18 protein-coding genes are annotated in these 16,250 nt (G+C 68.6%); 17 read left to right on the forward strand and 1 reads right to left on the reverse strand.

Annotation, left to right across the window (positions count from 1 at the left end; translation table 11 throughout):
- Window positions 1-22: 22 nt before the first annotated feature.
- The 16 genes from AC2YG9_RS02515 (at window position 23) to ftsH (ending at window position 14,386) form a co-directional block, all read left to right on the forward strand.
- Window positions 23-766 carry a YebC/PmpR family DNA-binding transcriptional regulator gene (locus tag AC2YG9_RS02515; RefSeq protein WP_487296339.1) on the forward strand — a complete coding sequence of 248 codons (744 nt, stop codon included), beginning with the start codon at window positions 23-25 and terminating at the stop codon, window positions 764-766.
- Between the two features lie 80 nt (window positions 767-846).
- Window positions 847-1,557, forward strand: coding sequence for an MgtC/SapB family protein (locus tag AC2YG9_RS02520; protein WP_487296340.1), 711 nt, complete (start codon window positions 847-849; stop codon window positions 1,555-1,557).
- A gap of 220 nt (window positions 1,558-1,777) precedes the next feature.
- A complete protein-coding gene (ruvC, locus tag AC2YG9_RS02525) occupies window positions 1,778-2,317 on the forward strand; it encodes a crossover junction endodeoxyribonuclease RuvC (RefSeq protein ID WP_487296341.1) in 540 nt (179 codons plus the stop codon).
- Window positions 2,314-2,925 carry a Holliday junction branch migration protein RuvA gene (gene ruvA, locus AC2YG9_RS02530; protein ID WP_487296342.1) on the forward strand — a complete coding sequence of 204 codons (612 nt, stop codon included), beginning with the start codon at window positions 2,314-2,316 and terminating at the stop codon, window positions 2,923-2,925. Before ruvC ends, ruvA begins: the two co-directional genes overlap by 4 nt.
- A 184-nt stretch (window positions 2,926-3,109) precedes the next feature.
- On the forward strand, window positions 3,110-4,153 hold the full coding sequence (gene ruvB, locus AC2YG9_RS02535) for a Holliday junction branch migration DNA helicase RuvB (RefSeq protein ID WP_487296343.1): 1,044 nt from the start codon (window positions 3,110-3,112) through the stop codon (window positions 4,151-4,153).
- Window positions 4,154-4,155: 2 nt separating this feature from the next.
- Window positions 4,156-4,656, forward strand: a complete 501-nt coding sequence (locus AC2YG9_RS02540; RefSeq protein WP_487296344.1) for a hypothetical protein — start codon at window positions 4,156-4,158, stop codon at window positions 4,654-4,656.
- 141 nt (window positions 4,657-4,797) lie between these two features.
- On the forward strand, window positions 4,798-5,262 hold the full coding sequence (locus AC2YG9_RS02545) for a hypothetical protein (RefSeq protein WP_487296345.1): 465 nt from the start codon (window positions 4,798-4,800) through the stop codon (window positions 5,260-5,262).
- A 10-nt stretch (window positions 5,263-5,272) separates the two neighbouring features.
- Window positions 5,273-5,737 (forward strand): tol-pal system-associated acyl-CoA thioesterase, encoded by a 465-nt coding sequence (ybgC, locus tag AC2YG9_RS02550; RefSeq protein ID WP_487296346.1) that lies wholly within the window; start codon window positions 5,273-5,275, stop codon window positions 5,735-5,737.
- 401 nt (window positions 5,738-6,138) lie between these two features.
- Window positions 6,139-6,837 (forward strand): protein TolQ, encoded by a 699-nt coding sequence (tolQ, locus tag AC2YG9_RS02555; protein WP_487296347.1) that lies wholly within the window; start codon window positions 6,139-6,141, stop codon window positions 6,835-6,837.
- A gap of 4 nt (window positions 6,838-6,841) precedes the next feature.
- Entirely contained in the window at window positions 6,842-7,330 is a 489-nt protein-coding gene (locus tag AC2YG9_RS02560; RefSeq protein ID WP_487296348.1) for an ExbD/TolR family protein, read from the forward strand.
- Between the two features lie 23 nt (window positions 7,331-7,353).
- Window positions 7,354-8,136, forward strand: a complete 783-nt coding sequence (locus tag AC2YG9_RS02565) for a TonB C-terminal domain-containing protein (RefSeq protein ID WP_487296349.1) — start codon at window positions 7,354-7,356, stop codon at window positions 8,134-8,136.
- A gap of 67 nt (window positions 8,137-8,203) precedes the next feature.
- On the forward strand, window positions 8,204-9,502 hold the full coding sequence (gene tolB / locus AC2YG9_RS02570) for a Tol-Pal system beta propeller repeat protein TolB (RefSeq protein ID WP_487296350.1): 1,299 nt from the start codon (window positions 8,204-8,206) through the stop codon (window positions 9,500-9,502).
- A gap of 149 nt (window positions 9,503-9,651) precedes the next feature.
- On the forward strand, window positions 9,652-10,203 hold the full coding sequence (pal, locus tag AC2YG9_RS02575) for a peptidoglycan-associated lipoprotein Pal (protein WP_487296351.1): 552 nt from the start codon (window positions 9,652-9,654) through the stop codon (window positions 10,201-10,203).
- Between the two features lie 100 nt (window positions 10,204-10,303).
- Complete coding sequence (ybgF, locus tag AC2YG9_RS02580; RefSeq protein ID WP_487296352.1) at window positions 10,304-11,167, forward strand: tol-pal system protein YbgF; 864 nt, start codon at window positions 10,304-10,306, stop codon at window positions 11,165-11,167.
- Window positions 11,155-12,432 (forward strand): tRNA lysidine(34) synthetase TilS, encoded by a 1,278-nt coding sequence (tilS, locus tag AC2YG9_RS02585; RefSeq protein ID WP_487296353.1) that lies wholly within the window; start codon window positions 11,155-11,157, stop codon window positions 12,430-12,432. The genes ybgF and tilS overlap by 13 nt, the downstream gene beginning before the upstream one ends.
- Window positions 12,433-12,469: 37 nt before the next feature.
- Window positions 12,470-14,386, forward strand: coding sequence for an ATP-dependent zinc metalloprotease FtsH (gene ftsH / locus AC2YG9_RS02590; protein ID WP_487296354.1), 1,917 nt, complete (start codon window positions 12,470-12,472; stop codon window positions 14,384-14,386).
- Between the two features lie 35 nt (window positions 14,387-14,421).
- Here ftsH and AC2YG9_RS02595 read toward each other — a convergent pair whose 3' ends face one another.
- Window positions 14,422-15,294 carry a DUF4344 domain-containing metallopeptidase gene (locus AC2YG9_RS02595; protein ID WP_487296355.1) on the reverse strand — a complete coding sequence of 291 codons (873 nt, stop codon included), beginning with the start codon at window positions 15,292-15,294 and terminating at the stop codon, window positions 14,422-14,424.
- 101 nt (window positions 15,295-15,395) lie between these two features.
- Between AC2YG9_RS02595 and folP the strand changes: the two genes are divergently transcribed.
- On the forward strand, window positions 15,396-16,199 hold the full coding sequence (gene folP, locus AC2YG9_RS02600; RefSeq protein ID WP_487296356.1) for a dihydropteroate synthase: 804 nt from the start codon (window positions 15,396-15,398) through the stop codon (window positions 16,197-16,199).
- Window positions 16,200-16,250 lie beyond the last annotated feature (51 nt).

A 16,250-nucleotide genomic window follows, 5' to 3' on the forward strand; every position in this document is an offset into this window, starting at 1 on the left:
ACGTCCAGACAGAAGACCGACCATGGCCGGCCACTCAAAGTTCAAGAACATCATGCACCGCAAGGGCCGCGCCGACGCCGCCCGGTCCAAGCTGTTCTCCAAGCTCTCCCGCGAAATCACCGTCGCCGCCAAGACCGGCCTGCCGGATCCCTCGATGAACCCGCGCCTGCGCCTGGCGGTCAACAACGCCAAGGCCGAGAGCCTGCCCAAGGACGTCATCGAACGCGCCATCAAGAAGGGCCAGGGCGGCGACGCCGAAAGCTATGACGAGATCCGCTACGAAGGCTTCGGCCCGGGCGGCGTCGGCGTCATCGTCGAGGCCCTGACCGACAACAAGAACCGCGCCGCCGCCAACGTCCGCTCGATCTTCGCCAAGAACGGCGGGGCGCTGGGCGAAACAGGCTCGGTCAGCTTCAATTTCGACCGCATGGGCCAGATCACCTACCCGGCGTCGGCCGGTTCGGAAGACGCTGTCATGGAAGCCGCCATCGAGGCCGGCGCCGAGGACGTCGAGTCCGACGAGGACAGCCACGTCATCTGGACCGCCTTCGAGGACATGACCGCCGTCATCGACGCCCTGACCGGTACGCTGGGCGATCCCAAGACCACCGCCATCACCTGGCGGCCGAAGATGCTGGTCCCGGTCGAGGGCGACGCGGTGGCGACCATCATGAAGCTGATCGACACCCTCGACGACGAGGACGACGTCCAGAACGTCTACGCCAACTTCGACATCAGCGACGAGGACCTGGCGAAGCTGGGTTGATCGGCCGCAAGCCGTTCGATTCACAAGGCTATTTGCAATTCCGGCGAACGGGTCAATGATCCGCTCCCGGAGGGTTATCCATGGAATTTCTCGACGCTCGGGTCTTTCATCCCGAGTATTTTCTGCCTCTGCTCGGCGCGCTCGTCGCCGGCAGCCTGATCGGCGTCGAGCGTGGCCATCGCGGCCAGCCGGCAGGCTTTCGCACCCACGCCCTCTTATGTTTGACCAGCGCCATGCTGATGGTCGCGGCCAACCACCAGTTCGCCTGGGCCGGCGGCAGTACGCCGCATGACGTCATCCGTATCGATCCCGTCCGCATGAGCCACGGCATCCTGACCGGGGTCGGCTTCCTGGGCGGCGGCGTCATCTTCCGCGAGGGCTTCACCGTCCACGGCCTGACCACGGCGGCCTCGATCTGGATCACCTCGGCGCTCGGCATCCTCTACGGCGTCGGCTTCTGGAGCGTGGCCATCGGCGGCACGGTGCTGGCCCTGATCATCCTCAACACCTTCCGGGCCATCGACCGCTGGCTGCCGCAACAGGCCCTTGCCGAGGTGACCATCCGCTACGCCCGCGACTCGGCCCCCGACACCGCCGAGCTACGCCGCCAGATCCTCGAACTGGGCCTCGACCCGGCCCCCTTCAGCCACCGCCTGATGAAGAAGGGCAGCCTGATCGAGCACGGCGCCACCGTCCGCGCCAGGAGCCGCGCCAAGATGGACGAGCTGGCCGCCATGCTGCGCGACAACCGCAACGTGGTGGAATTCGAGATCGCGCCCCGGAATCACTGAACTGAAAGCCCTCCCCTCGAGGGGGAGGGTTGGGAGGGGTGCTCGCTCGGTGCGTCCGGAAGGGCTCGAGAGGCGCCGGCGCCCTCCTATTCCTCCCCTTCAAAGCCGGCGCGAGCACCCCAACCCCGACCCTTCCCCCTCGAGGGGAAGGGAGCAGGACGGTGTTGCGCCACCCCACGTTTGCACTTTCTTCAGAATCCTCGCCAATGTAGGGAAACATATGGCGAACACGATCCGACTCCTCGGGCTCGATCCGGGCCTTCGCAAGACCGGCTGGGGCGTCATCGACGTCGAGGGCGCCCGGCTGAGCTGGGTCGCGCACGGGGTCATCTCGCCCGACGACAAGGCCCCCTTCTCCGACCGCCTGCTCTGCCTGTTCGAGGGCATCACCGGCGTCATCGAGACCTACGCGCCGCATGAGGCCGCGGTCGAGGAGACCTTCCTCAACACCAACGCCCAGTCGACGCTGAAGCTCGGCCACGCCCGCGCCGCCGCCATGATCGCCCCCGCCAAGGCGGGTCTCCTCGTCGCCGAATACTCGGCCAAGGAGGTCAAGAAGTCGGTGGTCGGCACCGGCGGGGCCGACAAGACCCAGGTCGCCTACATGATCGCCCGCCTCCTGCCGACCGCCGGCGGCGCCACCGCCGACGCCGCCGACGCCCTCGCCGTCGCCATTGCCCACGCCCACGCCCGCAAGGCCCGCGCCATCGGCCAGGTCACCCACCACAGCCTGCGCAAGGCGCTCGGGAGAGTCGCATGATCGGCCGGCTGCGCGGCATCGTCGCCGAGATCGGCGAGGACGAATGCCTGATCGATGTCGGCGGCGTCGGCTATGTCGTCCGCTGCGGGGCCCGCACGCTCAGCCGCCTGCCGCCCGTCGGCGAGGAGACGGTGCTGCACACCGAAAACCCCTGGAGCGAGCAGATCGGCCCGCAGCTCTACGGCTTCCTGGCCCGCGACGAGCGCCGCGCCTTCGTCCTGCTGCGCGCCATCCAGGGCGTCGGGCCCAAGGCCGCCATGGCCGTGCTCGACGTCGCCTCCCCGGCCGAACTGGCCGGCGCCATCGCCCGCGAGGACAAGGCCCTGATCGGCCGCGCCAACGGCGTCGGTCCCAAGCTGGCCCAACGCATCGTCACCGAACTGAAGGACAAGCCGATCAGCGACGGCCCGGCGATTTTCGCGCCGAACACTGCCGCCCCCCGCGCGGCGGCGCCGAGCGCGACCGGTGAAGCGGTGTCTGCATTGATGGGCCTCGGCGTCGCCGAACCCATGGCCCGCCGCGTGGTCGAACAGGCCCATCTCCGGCTGGGTGAAGACGCCGGGGTCTCGGCCCTGATCAAGGCCGGCCTGCAGGAGCTGGGCCGATGAGCCCGGCAAACCTCCCTCCCCGAATGGGGAGGGCAGACGCGCGGTTACGCGCGTCGGGTGGGGAAGTCGGTAGCCGACTCCTCTGCAGGACCATGAAGACGCCTCACCGGCCCGGGCCAGTGACCCACTGCCCCACCCGGCGCGCAACGCGCGCCTGCCCTCCCCATTCGGGGAGGGACGGAAGATGACCCGCATCGTCTCCCCCTCCGAAGCCCCCACCGAGGGTCCCGACAAGGCCATGCGGCCCCAGACCCTGGCCGAGTTCGTCGGCCAGCAGGGGGCCAAGGCCAACCTCAAGGTCTTCATCGACGCCGCCCGGGCCCGGGGCGAGCCGCTCGACCACGTCCTGCTGTTCGGCCCGCCGGGCCTGGGCAAGACCACGCTTGCCCAGATCGTCGCCCGCGAACTGGGGGTCAACTTCCGCGCCACCAGCGGCCCCGTCCTGGCCAAGGCCGGCGATCTGGCCGCCATCCTGACCAACCTCGAACCCAACGACGTCCTGTTCATCGACGAAATCCATCGCCTGAGCAGCAACGTCGAGGAAATCCTCTACCCGGCCATGGAGGATCAGGTCCTCGACCTGGTCATCGGCGAAGGCCCCTCGGCCCGCTCGATCCGCATTGATCTCGCCCCCTTCACCCTGGTCGCCGCCACCACCCGCGCCGGGCTTCTGGCGACGCCGTTGCGCGACCGCTTCGGCATCCCGATCCGCCTGGAGTTCTACACCCAGGCCGAACTCAAGCTGGTCATCGACCACGCCTCGCGCCGCATGGGCATCGCCGTCAGCGACGACGGCGCCGCCGAGATCGCCGCCCGCTCGCGGGGCACCCCCCGCGTCGCCGGCCGCCTCCTGCGCCGGGTCCGCGACTTCGCCGCCGCCGACGGGGCCGAGGTCATCGACCAGAAGCACGCCGCCCGCGCTCTCGCCCGCCTCGAGGTGGACGAACACGGCCTCGACAGCCTCGACCGCCGCTACCTGCGGGCCCTGATCGAGCACTACAACGGCGGCCCGGCCGGCGTCGAAACCCTTGCCTACGCCATCGCCGAGGCCCGCGACGCCGTCGAGGACGTCATCGAGCCCTACCTGATGCAGCAGGGCTTCATCCAGCGCACCCCGCGCGGCCGCGTCGCCTGCGGCAAGGCCTATCTGCACCTGGGCTTAGCGGAACCGCCGACCCCGCCCGGCCTGGCGCCCAAGGCGCAGGGAAGCCTGTTTGAGGGCGAGTAGTCATGGCGATGTGGCGCCTGACGGTGATCGACACCGACCTCGACTGGATCTCCGTCGTCAACGCCCTGGAGAACGATTTCCGCGAGGTGACCCCGGACGGCCCCACCGTGCTGACCGGCGCCACCATCGGCCCGGCCGGTCTCTACAGTTATCGAACCCAGGCGACGGCGTCCCGAACCAGCCTGTTCGTCATCCTCCCCCGCCATGGCCAATCCCGCATCTGGCTGCTCATCGGGCCGCCCCTGTTCCTGGCCGGCATCGCCATCCCGGGTGTCTTCGCCGGGATCGCCACCGCGGCCCTTCTCGGCGGCCTGCTGCCCAGGCCGATCCCGCCCCTGCTGGGCCTTCTGGTTGGCCTGCTGGTCAGCGGCGGCATCACCCTCTACTCGCTCGCCCAGCGAGACCCCGCCGACAACACCGATAGCGTGCTGGTCGACGTCATGCTCCAGGCCTCGAACGGGAAGATCGCGCCGCAACGGCCGCGCGACACCATCGTCCGCTAGGCCCACGAGAACCCAATACGGGCCATTCAACCCTTGCCCGCAGGGGAACCTCGGCACGCTCTATCCGATTGTAGCGGGATCAGGTCGCCTTGAGTTCGTGTCATTTCCCCCTTCCGCCCCGCCCTGATCCCGGAGACGCGTATGCACTCCCCGCTGGATCAACAGACCTGTGTCGCCCGCCTGCGGGCCGGCGTCGACAGCCCGTGGCGGGTGTTCGGCGGCAAGGCCATTATCGGCGAGGTCAGCCCCCGCTACGCCAGCCTGCGCCGCCGGGTGCGCTGGCGCAGCCTGTTCCGCGTCTGCCTGGACGTCAGCATCGTGGGCAGCGGCGACGGCGCCACCCTGATCTGCCGCCGTGGCCTGCACCCCCTGGCCGCCCTGCTGGCCGGCGGCTGGTTCGGCCTGCTGGTCGCCACCGTCGGCCTGATCAGCGTCTTCGCCGTGGCCGGCGGCCTGTTCGAACGCTATTGGCCGTTTCTGATCATCGCCCCCGCCCTGCTGATCGGCGTGGTCCTGGCCTTTCTGCTCGGCCGGGGCGATCCGGCCAAAGACCATGCCTTCCTCATCGAGCGGCTGGCCCTTATGACGGACGCGACCCCGATCTGAAGGCCTCTCGATGAGCGATCTGCCCGAACCCACCGCCGGCCAGTTTGTCGGCCGCGAGCACCGCCTGCCCGTGCGCATCTACTACGAGGACACCGACTTCTCCGGCGTCGTCTACCACGCCAACTACCTGCGCTATTTCGAGCGCGGCCGCAGCGACTTCCTGCGGATGGCCGGGGTCTCGCACAGCGACCTGCTGGACGGCGACAGCCCCATCGCCTTCGTCGTCACCCGCATCGAACTCGACTTCAAGCGCCCGGCCCGCATCGACGACGCCCTGGTCGTCCGCACCACCTATGACCGGGTCAAGGGGCCCCGCCTGTTCATCACCCAGCGCATCACCCGGGGCGACGACCTGATCGCCGAGGCGGTGGTCAACGCCGCCTGCATCCGCCTCGATGGCCGCCCCGCCAAACCCCCGCCCGGCATGGCCGCCAAACTGAGCCCGTGGTTCGCGCCCGCTGCGGCGGATGAATAAGTCTAGACATATTGTTTTTCGCCCATTTCGGGGATTTCGGCGCAGCTTCTCGCCGCGTAGGCGCCGGCCTCACATTCACATCAACATTCCCAGCCCCGGCGCCTACGTCATGCCTACGCCGGCGCCTACATTCCCCGCGCCTGTCGCCACCCCGGAACGCAGCACTTTCAAGGCCTTGCGCGATTTCCGCCTCTGGCCGTCCCGGCGCCACGGTATAATGGCTGGTCCGCTTCGACAGCCCTCCGCCCGGCCGGCCTTACACGCAGCCGACGAGCGGGCGTGCATTCCGGTCACAGCTGGTTAACCACTAGGGCACATGTCTTTTCGACGCCTTATTGTCACCAAAGCCGCGCAGATGATGCGGGTAAGACGACACTGATCCCGGGGGAGCCCAAAGCCGCATGGAACCGTCAGCCGTTTCGCCCGAAAGCTTCTCCTTCGTCGCCCTGTTCCTGAAGGCCGACTGGGTCATCAAGGGCGTCATGGTCGGCCTGGCCGTGCTGTCGCTGGTCAGCTGGGCGGTGATCATCGACAAGTTCGTCCGCTTCGGCGGCCTCAACCGCCAGGCCAACGCCTTCGAGGACAAGGTCGGCTCGGGCCGTCCCCTGGAAGAGATCGCCCAGGAGGCCGGCAATTCGAAGCACCCCCTGCCGCGCCTGCTCAACGCCGCCCTGCGCGAATGGCGCGACACCCGGGCCAAGGGCGCCATCGGCGACACCCAGACCGCCCTCCTCATCCAGCGCATCGACCGCGTCCTGGACAGCAACATCGCCCGCGAGAGCCAGAAGGCCGAAGAGGGCCTGGGCACACTGGCCATCGTCGCCACCGCCAGCCCCTTCATCGGCCTGTTCGGCACGGTCTGGGGCATCATGAACGCCTTCAAGAACATCGCGCTCGAGCAGAACACCTCCCTGCCCGTCGTCGCCCCGGCCATCGCCGAGGCCCTTTTCGCGACGGCGCTCGGCCTGATCGCCGCCATCCCGGCCTATATCGCCTACAACAAGTTCTCGACCGACGCCGGCAAGTTCGCCGCCCGGCTGGAGGGCTTCGCGGACGACCTGTCGACCGCCATCCAGCGTCGCCTGGCCGAGAAGGTCTAGGGGGATGGCCCTTTCCTCCAACGACGCCTTCGGCGCGGGCGGCGGTCGCCGTCGGCGGCGGGGCCGTGGGCGGCGCGGAGCGCTGTCGGAGATCAACGTCACCCCCCTGGTCGATGTCATGCTGGTGCTGCTGATCATTTTCATGATCTCCGCCCCGCTGCTGACCAGCGGCGTCTCCATCGAGCTGCCCAAGACCGAGGCCGGCTCGTTGCAGGACCAGTCCGAGCCCCTGACCCTGACGGTCCGCAAAGACGGCAAGCTCTATGTCGGCGAGGAGGAGATTCCCTTCGCCGTTCTGAAGGCCCGGCTGGGCGCCCTGTCGAACGAGAACTTCGAGCGGCCGATCTATGTCCGGGCCGACGGCCTGGCCTCCTTCGAGGTTGTGGCCCAGGTGATGGCGGCGCTCAGCACCGGCGGCTTCACGAAGATCAACCTGATCACCGACACCGGCGGTCCGAGCAGCGGTCCCAAGTCCGAGGCGGCGCCCGAATGACCCTGACCGGGCGCGTCTGATCCATGGCCAGAGAGCGGAGACAGATTGCCCCCGCTCTGATCGCCTCGGTGGTCGTCCACCTGGGCGTGGCGGCGCTTGCTCTGTTCGCCTGGCCCCATCAGTCCAGGCCGATCACACTTGGCGCCGTGCCAGTGACCATCGTCAGCGACGGCCCGGCCGAGCTGCGCAAGACGCAAGCTGGCCCAGAGGAACTCGACGCCCTGACCGAGGAGCCGATCCCCGAGCTGCCGCCTGAACCGGTGGCGCCACCGGCCCCCGAGCCGACCCCGACCCCCAAGCCCGTGCCCGAGAAGGCCCAGGAGAAGTCCAGGCCGCAGCCCTCGCCCAAGCCGCAGAAGCAGGCCAACCTCGACTTCGACGACCTCGAAAAGCGCCTCCAGAATACCGGCGGCGGCCAGCCCAAGGGCGGCGGAAACAAGGGCCAACCCCGCCCCCCGACCTCGCCGAAGCTCACCCCCAAGGGCGGGGCCGGCGGCGGTCCGCCCGGCGAATGGCTCAAGGGCCTGCAGGCGGCGCTCTACGAATACTGGAACCCCAACTGCTTCGTCGAAGGCGGCCGGTCGGTAAAGGTGTCGGTCAAGGTCACCCTGTCGCCGTCGGGCCGCGTGATCGGCAAGCCGGAGATCGTCCGCAGCTCCGGCGCCGACCCCAAGCTCGTCGAGGCCGGCGAGACCCGCGCCATCCTGGCCCTGAACCGAGCCCAACCTTTCAAGGACGTGCCCGCCGACTTCGCCGGCGAGCCGTTGGTTCTCAATTTCGACGCCCAGAAGGCCTGCGCCCTATGAGCCTCGGCCACAATCCCGTCCCCGATGTCCGCAAGGCTGCGAAGCCAAGCGCCCTGAGGAGCCCCTTATGACTTTCAGACACCTGCTCTTCGCGCTCTGCGCCCTGTTTATCGGCACGGCCGCCCTGCCAGGCGCCGCAACCGCCCAGGTCGAGGTCGACATCAACCAGGGCAACCTCAAGCCGGTGCCGATCGCCATCCCCGCCTTCAGCGGCGGCCGTGGCGGAGACATCGCCAGCGTCATCAGCGCCAACCTCGAGCAGTCGGGCCTGTTCGCGCCGGTCAATCCGGCCGCCTTCCCCGAGCGCAATCTCGACATCGCCATCCAGCCCAATTTCGAGAGCTGGAAGACCATCGACACCCAGGTGCTGGTCAACGGCCAGGTGACCACCGAGGGCGACGGCCGCCTGCGCGTCGACTTCCGCCTGTGGGACATCGGCTCGGGGACCCAGCTGCTCGGCCTGCAGTTCACCTCGACGCCGGAAAACTGGCGCCGCGTGGCGCACAAGATCAGTGACCAGATCTACACCCGCCTGACCGGCGAGAGCGGCTATTTCGACACGCGCGTCGTCTTCATCGCCGAGAGCGGCCCGCGCGGAAAGCGCGTCAAACGCCTGTCGATCATGGACCAGGACGGGGCCAACAACAGCTACCTGACCGACGGCAGCTACATCGTCATGACCCCGCGCTTCTCGGCCAACAGCCAGGAGATCACCTACATGGCCCTGCGGCCGACGGGGTCGTCGATCTACCTGTTCAACATCTCGACCGGCCGCCAGGAAACCATCGGCCGCTTCCCCGGCATGGTCTTCGCCCCGCGCTTTTCGCCGAGCGGCGACCGCGTCGTCTTCAGCGTCGAGAAGAACGGCAACAGCGACCTCTACCTGATGGACCTGCGCAGCCGGGGCCAGACGCGCCTGACCAGCGATCCCGGCATCGACACCTCCGGCAGCTTCTCGCCCAACGGCGGCCAGATCGTCTTCAACTCCGACCGGGGCGGCTCGCCCCAGCTCTATGTGATGAATTCCGACGGCTCGGGCGTGCGCCGGATCTCGAGGGGCGGCGGCCGCTACACCACCCCGGTCTGGAGCCCCAAGGGCGACTTCATCGCCTTCACCAAGCAGGCCGGCGGCCAGTTCCACATCGGGGTCATGAAGCCCGATGGCTCGGACGAACGCATCCTGACCACAAGCTATCTCGACGAGGGTCCGACCTGGGCCCCGAACGGCCGGGTGCTGATGTTCTTCCGCGAGGGCCGGGGCGGCGAACCGCGCCTGTGGAACGTGGATATCACCGGCCGCATTCTACGTCCGGCCCCCTATCGGGGCTCGGGGTCCGACCCGGCGTGGTCGCCTCTGCTGGACTAGGCAGGAACAGGGGGTTCAATCCTCAGAAGAATTGTTGTCCGGGCGTCGCAGTCCCACGGCATTGTGAGGCCCGGTCAGAGTTTTAAGTCGCAAGCGTTCAAGGATCGGCGCCACTATCGGCGCGACAAAACTAGCCGAAGGAGGAAGCCATGCGCTTCAACACCCAAAGCGTCATGAGACTGGCCCTGGTGGCCGTCGCCGCCGCCTCTCTGGCCGCCTGCGCGACCAAGCCCAAGACCAACCCCGGCGCCGGCGATCCGCCGCCAAGGGGGGATTCCGGCCAGACCTACACCCCGCCGAAGGGTCCCGGTCCCGTCGATACCCGTCCGATCCCGGGCTCGAGCCAGGACTTCATCATCAACGTCGGCGACTTCGTCTATTTCGACCTCGACAGCTACGACGTCCGCGCCGACGCCATGCCGGTGCTCGACGCCCAGGCCGCCTGGCTGCGCCGCTACCCGAACGTCTCGATCCGCATCGAGGGCAACTGCGACGAACGCGGCACCCGCGAGTACAACCTCGCCCTCGGCAGCCGCCGGTCCAACGCGGTCAAGGACTACCTGGTCTCGCGCGGCGTCTCGCCCAGCCGGATCATGACCCTGTCGAACGGCAAGGAACGGCCGATCAACCCGGGCACGGACGAAGAGTCCTACCAACAGAACCGCAACGGCCAGACCATCATCACCAGCGGCGCCTACTAGGCCCTGGCCCAGCAACAGCGGAAAGGGGGCTGCATCCGCGGCCCCCTTTTTCGTATGCTCGCCGTAAATTTGACGCCGGACACAGGACTTGATGCCCCTCATGAAGCCGACGCTCTCCTCCTCGCTGAAAGCCGCCCCGTTCCTTGCGGTGCTGATCGCCGTCTCGGTGCACTTCGCCGCCGTCGCCCAGACCCCGATGCCCGACCCGCTGGACGACCGCTCGGTCAGGCGGCTGGAGAAGATGGAGAAGGTGGTCCGCGAGCTGCGCGCCATCGTCTTCCAGGGCCGGGACAGCGGCAAACCCGTCGTCGTGCAGGACGCCGAGACCGGCGGCATGGTCGCCGCCCTGACCGACCGCGTCGCCGATCTGGAACAGACCCTGACCCGCAGCAACGCGAGCAATGAAGAGCTCGGCATGGACCTGGACCGCACCAAGCAGGCGCTGGCCACCTCCGAAGCCAACAACAAGAGTCTGTCCGATCGCCTCGCCGCCTTGGAAGGCCGCATCGCCGCCCTGGAAGCGACCGCCGCCGCCTCGCCGACCGAGGAACAGGCCGCGGTCGCCGACACCCCGGTCGATCCCGACGAACTGTTCGCGCTCGGCCGCAAGCAGATGGCCGACGGCGACTACTCGGCCGCCGAGGTCAGCTTCGACCGCTATGTCGGCGAGTTCGGCGACACCCCCAAGGCGCCCGAGGCCCGCTACTGGCTGGGCAAGACGCTGAGCGCCCGGGGCGACAACTCCAAGGCCGCCAGCGCCTATCTCGGCGCCGTACGCGGCTGGCCCAAGACCAGCTGGGCCCCCGACGCCGTGGTCGAACTGGCCCGCAGCCTGGTGGCCCAGAAGCTGCCCGGCGACGCCTGCCAGGCGCTGGGCGAGCTGCCGCGCCGCTATCCCAACGCCGCCGCCAGCGTCACCACCCGGGCCCAGGCGGTCCGTGCGCAGGCCAAGTGCGCGGGCTGACCGTCCAGGTCCGCGACCCGGTCACAGAGCGGGTCGCCGCCGTCCTCGACGAGCGACTCGAGACCCACAGTGACGCGCCCCTGGCCGTGGCCCTGTCCGGCGGTTCGGATTCGCTCGCCCTGTTCCTGCTGGTCAGCGCCTGGGGCCGGATGAACGGCCGACCGGTCATCGCCCTGACCGTTGATCACCGGCTACAGGGAGACAGCGCCGCCTGGGCGGAGCGCTGTGCCGCGTTGGCCGCCGAACGGGGCCGGGCCCACCGGACCCTGGTGTGGGAGGGCGACAAACCGAAGACCGGCCTGCCCGCAGCCGCCCGCGCCGCCCGACACGCCCTTCTGGCCCGGGCCGCCCGCGACGCCGGGGCGAGGGTTCTGTTGATGGGCCACACCGCCAGCGACCTTGGCGAAAGCGCCGCCATGCGGGCGGAGGGGTCGTCAGTGCCGGATGCGCGAGAGTGGGGACCATCGCCCGTCTGGCCGGAGGGGCGGGACGTCTTCGTGCTGCGGCCCCTGCTGGGACTGAAGCGCGGCGAGCTTCAGGATTGGTTGGCCGCCAAGGGCGTCCGCTGGATCGACGACCCGGCCAACCTCGACCTGCGGTTCGCCCGGGCTCGGGCCCGTCTGTCTGGCGCGCTCGCCCGTCCTGCCGAACTGCCCCGAGGCCCCCGCGCCAACGTTGAAGCTCGCGTTGGCGAATGCGGCGAGATCACGCTCTTGCGCGACGCCCCCGCCCAGGTACTCGCCGCCGCCTGCCTCTGCGCCGCCGGAACCAGCACCCCGCCGCGCACCGAACAGCTGAATGTGATCCTCGCCATGGCGGACGGTGTCGCCACCCTCGCCGGCGCCCGCATCGAAGCCGCCGGCGACCACATCACCGTCTACCGGGAGGCCGGCGAATTGTCGCGCGCCCCCTTGCCGCTCTTGCCGTTGTGCCAAAACGAACCAGCCGTGTTCGACGGCCGTTTCGAACTGACCGCCACCGCGCCAGGCCTGACGGTACAACCACTTTGGGGACACTCGGCCAAACTGCCAAAATCCCAGCAATCGGCTCTGAAAGCCCTGCCAACCGCCGTCCGGGGCGGGCTGCCGCTGGTCAGCGACGGCGCCGGGGGGTGGACTTGCCCGATCCTTGCAGCTAGCCCGTCTGTCCGTATCCGATCGCTGGTCCGGCCCCGTTTCGAAGCGGCGTTGGGCCTGATCACAAAGGAGGCGGATGCGCGTTCGGTCGCAGATCGTGGCGAACCCGAAGGCGGCGTCCTACATTGATGTGTCACAACCCTTTTTGCGGACCTGAGTAGACAGCATGAATTTGCGGAATTTCGCGGTCTGGGGCGTCATCGTCGTCGTCATGATCGGCATCTACAGCGTGCTGAGCGGCAACAACCAGACGCTCAGCCCTGCCGGCGCCAAGCCGGGCGGCGACATCAGCTATTCGACCATGCTGACCAAGGTCGACTCCGGCGAGATCCGCAAGCTCGACTGGCAGTCGTCGACCCGCGTGCGCCTGAGCACGGCCGACCCCAAGGTCAGCTACTTCACCACCGCCCCGCCGACCGAGGACCTGCTGAAACGTCTGGAAGCCAAGGGCATCGACGTCAGCTTCCCGCGCGGCGACAAGTTCAACCTGCTCAGCCTGCTGTCCGGCGCCCTGCCGATCCTGCTGCTGATCGGGGTGTGGATCTTCTTCATGCGCCAGATGCAGGGCGGCGCCCGGGGCGCCATGGGCTTTGGCAAGTCCAAGGCCCGTCTGCTGACCGAGAACAAGAACCGCATCACCTTCGATGACGTCGCCGGCGTCGATGAGGCCAAGGAAGAGCTGCAGGAGATCGTCGATTTCCTGAAGGACCCGGCCAAGTTCCAGCGCCTGGGCGGCAAGATCCCCAAGGGCGCCCTGCTGGTCGGCCCTCCCGGCACCGGCAAGACGCTGATCGCCCGCGCTGTCGCGGGTGAGGCGGGCGTGCCCTTCTTCACCATCTCGGGCTCCGACTTCGTGGAAATGTTCGTCGGCGTCGGCGCCAGCCGCGTGCGCGACATGTTCGAGCAGGCCAAGAAGAACGCCCCCTGCATCATCTTCATCGACGAAATCGACGCCGTCGGCCGCCATCGCGGCGCCGGGCTCGGCGGCGGCAACGACGAGCGCGAGCAGACCCTCAACCAGCTGCTGGTCGAAATGGACGGCTTCGAGGCCAACGAAGGCATCATCCTGATCGCCGCCACCAACCGTCCCGACGTTCTGGATCCGGCCCTGCTGCGTCCGGGCCGCTTCGACCGCCAGGTCGTGGTGCCCAACCCCGACGTTTCAGGCCGTGAGAAGATCCTGCGCGTCCACATGCGCAACGTGCCGCTGTCCGCCGATGTTGATGTGAAAACCCTGGCCCGCGGCACCCCCGGCTTCTCCGGCGCCGATCTGGCCAACCTGGTCAATGAAGCTGCCCTGGCCGCCGCCCGCAAGAACCGCCGCATGGTCACCATGCACGACTTCGAGCACGCCAAGGACAAGGTCATGATGGGCGCCGAGCGCCGCTCGATGGCCATGAGCGAGGAAGAAAAGCGCAACACCGCCTACCACGAGGGCGGCCACGCCCTGGTGGCCATGAACGTTCCCTCGGCCGACCCGGTGCACAAGGCCACCATCGTGCCCCGTGGCCGCGCTCTGGGCATGGTCATGCAGCTGCCCGAGGGCGACCGCTATTCGATGAAGTACGTCCAGATGACCTCGCGCCTCGCCATCATGATGGCCGGCCGGGTCGCCGAGGAGCTGATCTTCGGCAAGGAGAACATCACCTCCGGCGCCAGCAGCGACATCAAGGCGGCGACCAACCTGGCCCGCGCCATGGTCACCCAGTGGGGCTATTCGGACGAACTGGGCTTCGTGGCTTACGGCGATAACCAGGAAGAGGTGTTCCTCGGCCATTCCGTGGCCCGGACCCAGAACGTCTCCGAAGAAACCGCCCGCAAGATCGACGCCGAGGTCAAGCGCCTGGTCGACGACGGATACAACGAGGCCAAGCGCATCCTGACCGAGAAGGCCGCCGATCTGGAGATCGTCGCCCAGGGTCTGCTGGAGTACGAGACCCTCAGCGGCGAGGAAATCACCAACCTGCTGCAGGGCGTCAAGCCCGTCCGCGAGGACAGCGAGCCGCGCCGCCCCGGTGGCCCGTCGGTCTCGGTGCCTCTGTCGCCGAGGCCCGGAACGGCCACGGCCAGGTCCGCGGACTAGAGATCAACCCCCGGCCCACAAGGACCGGGGGTTTTTCATGACCGGTTCCTGAAGCCCGCCGCGACGCCGGTGGCGACGACCTCATCGACCAGCTCGTAGCAGAGGATCAGTTCCTTCGCCTCGCCGTCCCAGAAGGCGTTGGACCTGCCGCAGTCACGGGCCACCAGCTTCACCGTGGTGTTGACGTCGGTGTACTTGAACTGGCGGATGATCCCCCGGGCCTCCTCGAGGATCTGGTAGCGCTGGGCGACCCCCGCCGCCTGTGCCGTCGCCTCGCCGGGCGTCTCATAGGTCAGGCTGGTGAAGTAGCCGTCGAGATTGCGCAGCTGGCTGACCTGGCCTTTGAGCAGGCGGGACCAGCTGTTGTTGTTCTGGATCGCCTCGTTCAGGCAGCGCTGGCGGCTGCGCTCGGGGATGCCCATCCGCCCGGCCAGGGGCCCGAAGTCGGCCGGCGAGGCGCCGTAGAGCAGGCAGGCGATCTGGTAGGCCCGCTGCTCGTCCATGCCGTGCTCGTCCCACCAGGGCAGCTGGTCGCGGGTGGCGTCGCTCTGCCTGGCCGAGGCCAGCCACCATTCCATGGCGGCGATGGCGTCGGTGCCGTCCTCGCCCTGGCTGTCGGGCGACATCCAGAAGGTGGCGAAACGGTCGGCGGCGTCCTCCTCACGGCCCAGCACCGGCAGGTCGTAGAGGCTGACCAGGCCGTGGCCGAGCTCATGCAGGATGATGAAACGCAGGGTGCCCCGGGTGAACTGGTCGAGGCTGACGGCGAGGGGCGAGAGCGATTGCGGCGGGGCCAGATGGACCTTGGGCCTCGGCAGCGGCGGCAGGTAGGGCGCGGGCGGGCTCTGGGCGACGGACGAGGTCGCCAGGCCCAGAGACAGGCTCGCGGCTAGAAGCATGCGTTTCATCTGAAAATCCCCTTCCCCTCTTCCTTGCGCGATGAGCGGCGGCGCCGCATCACTCAAAAATGTGGGAAACCCCAGAGCGCCCCCCAGAGCGCCCCAAAGTCATGGGTCCCAAGATTTGGGGCATCGTCAACGTCACGCCGGACAGTTTCTCCGACGGCGGGCGCTATGACACGACGGCGGCGGCTATCGCTCACGGCCGCAAGCTGATCGCCGACGGCGCCGACCTGCTCGACATCGGCGGCGAGTCGACGCGTCCCGGCGCAGCGGCGGTCTCGGCGGAAGAAGAGATCACCCGCGTCCTGCCCGTCATCGAAGGCCTGGCGGACGCCGGGGTCCCGATCTCCATCGACACTATGAAGCCCGCCGTCGCCCGGGCCGCCATCGCCGCCGGCGCCAGCATCTGGAACGACGTCGCCGCCCTCACCGGCCCAGGCGCCCTGGAGACCGCCGCTGACCTGCGCTGCGAGGTCGTGCTGATGCACATGCAGGGCGAGCCCCGCACCATGCAGGACGATCCCCGATACGACGATGTCGTGGCCGAGGTGGAATCCTTCCTGCTGGCCCGCGCCGAGGCGGCCATCGCGGCCGGGGTGGCGCGCGAATTCATCCGGCTCGACCCCGGCATCGGCTTTGGCAAGACCGTGGCCCATAACCTCGCCCTGCTGGCCGCCCTGCCCCGCTTCGTGGCGACTGGTTACCCGATCCTGCTGGGGGCCAGCCGCAAGCGGTTCATCGCCAGCCTCGACCCGCAGGGCAAGGACGCGGACGCCCGGCTCGGCGGCTCCCTGGCGGCGGCGCTGGCCGGCGCCGCTGCCGGCGTCGAAATGATCCGCGTGCACGACGTGCGCGAGACGGTTCAGGCCCTGACGGTTCGGGCCGCCATCGCCTCGGCGAACGCGCGGTAGGTCGCGGCAAAACGCGACTCACTGTGGGGACTGGACCGACCCGTTTCGGGC

The organism is Caulobacter sp. SRI_014, from assembly GCF_057586315.1.

Coding starts and splice junctions, on each gene's coding strand:
- folP (WP_487296356.1), top strand. CDS start 15,396: ATGGGTCCCAAGATTTGGGGCATCGTCAACGTCACGCCGGACAGTTTC.
- ruvA (WP_487296342.1), top strand. CDS start 2,314: ATGATCGGCCGGCTGCGCGGCATCGTCGCCGAGATCGGCGAGGACGAA.
- ybgF (WP_487296352.1), top strand. CDS start 10,304: ATGAAGCCGACGCTCTCCTCCTCGCTGAAAGCCGCCCCGTTCCTTGCG.
- pal (WP_487296351.1), top strand. CDS start 9,652: ATGCGCTTCAACACCCAAAGCGTCATGAGACTGGCCCTGGTGGCCGTC.
- AC2YG9_RS02560 (WP_487296348.1), top strand. CDS start 6,842: ATGGCCCTTTCCTCCAACGACGCCTTCGGCGCGGGCGGCGGTCGCCGT.
- AC2YG9_RS02520 (WP_487296340.1), top strand. CDS start 847: ATGGAATTTCTCGACGCTCGGGTCTTTCATCCCGAGTATTTTCTGCCT.
- AC2YG9_RS02540 (WP_487296344.1), top strand. CDS start 4,156: ATGGCGATGTGGCGCCTGACGGTGATCGACACCGACCTCGACTGGATC.
- tolB (WP_487296350.1), top strand. CDS start 8,204: ATGACTTTCAGACACCTGCTCTTCGCGCTCTGCGCCCTGTTTATCGGC.
- tolQ (WP_487296347.1), top strand. CDS start 6,139: ATGGAACCGTCAGCCGTTTCGCCCGAAAGCTTCTCCTTCGTCGCCCTG.
- AC2YG9_RS02595 (WP_487296355.1), bottom strand. CDS start 15,294: ATGAAACGCATGCTTCTAGCCGCGAGCCTGTCTCTGGGCCTGGCGACC.
- AC2YG9_RS02515 (WP_487296339.1), top strand. CDS start 23: ATGGCCGGCCACTCAAAGTTCAAGAACATCATGCACCGCAAGGGCCGC.
- ruvC (WP_487296341.1), top strand. CDS start 1,778: ATGGCGAACACGATCCGACTCCTCGGGCTCGATCCGGGCCTTCGCAAG.
- ybgC (WP_487296346.1), top strand. CDS start 5,273: ATGAGCGATCTGCCCGAACCCACCGCCGGCCAGTTTGTCGGCCGCGAG.
- AC2YG9_RS02565 (WP_487296349.1), top strand. CDS start 7,354: ATGGCCAGAGAGCGGAGACAGATTGCCCCCGCTCTGATCGCCTCGGTG.
- ruvB (WP_487296343.1), top strand. CDS start 3,110: ATGACCCGCATCGTCTCCCCCTCCGAAGCCCCCACCGAGGGTCCCGAC.
- AC2YG9_RS02545 (WP_487296345.1), top strand. CDS start 4,798: ATGCACTCCCCGCTGGATCAACAGACCTGTGTCGCCCGCCTGCGGGCC.
- ftsH (WP_487296354.1), top strand. CDS start 12,470: ATGAATTTGCGGAATTTCGCGGTCTGGGGCGTCATCGTCGTCGTCATG.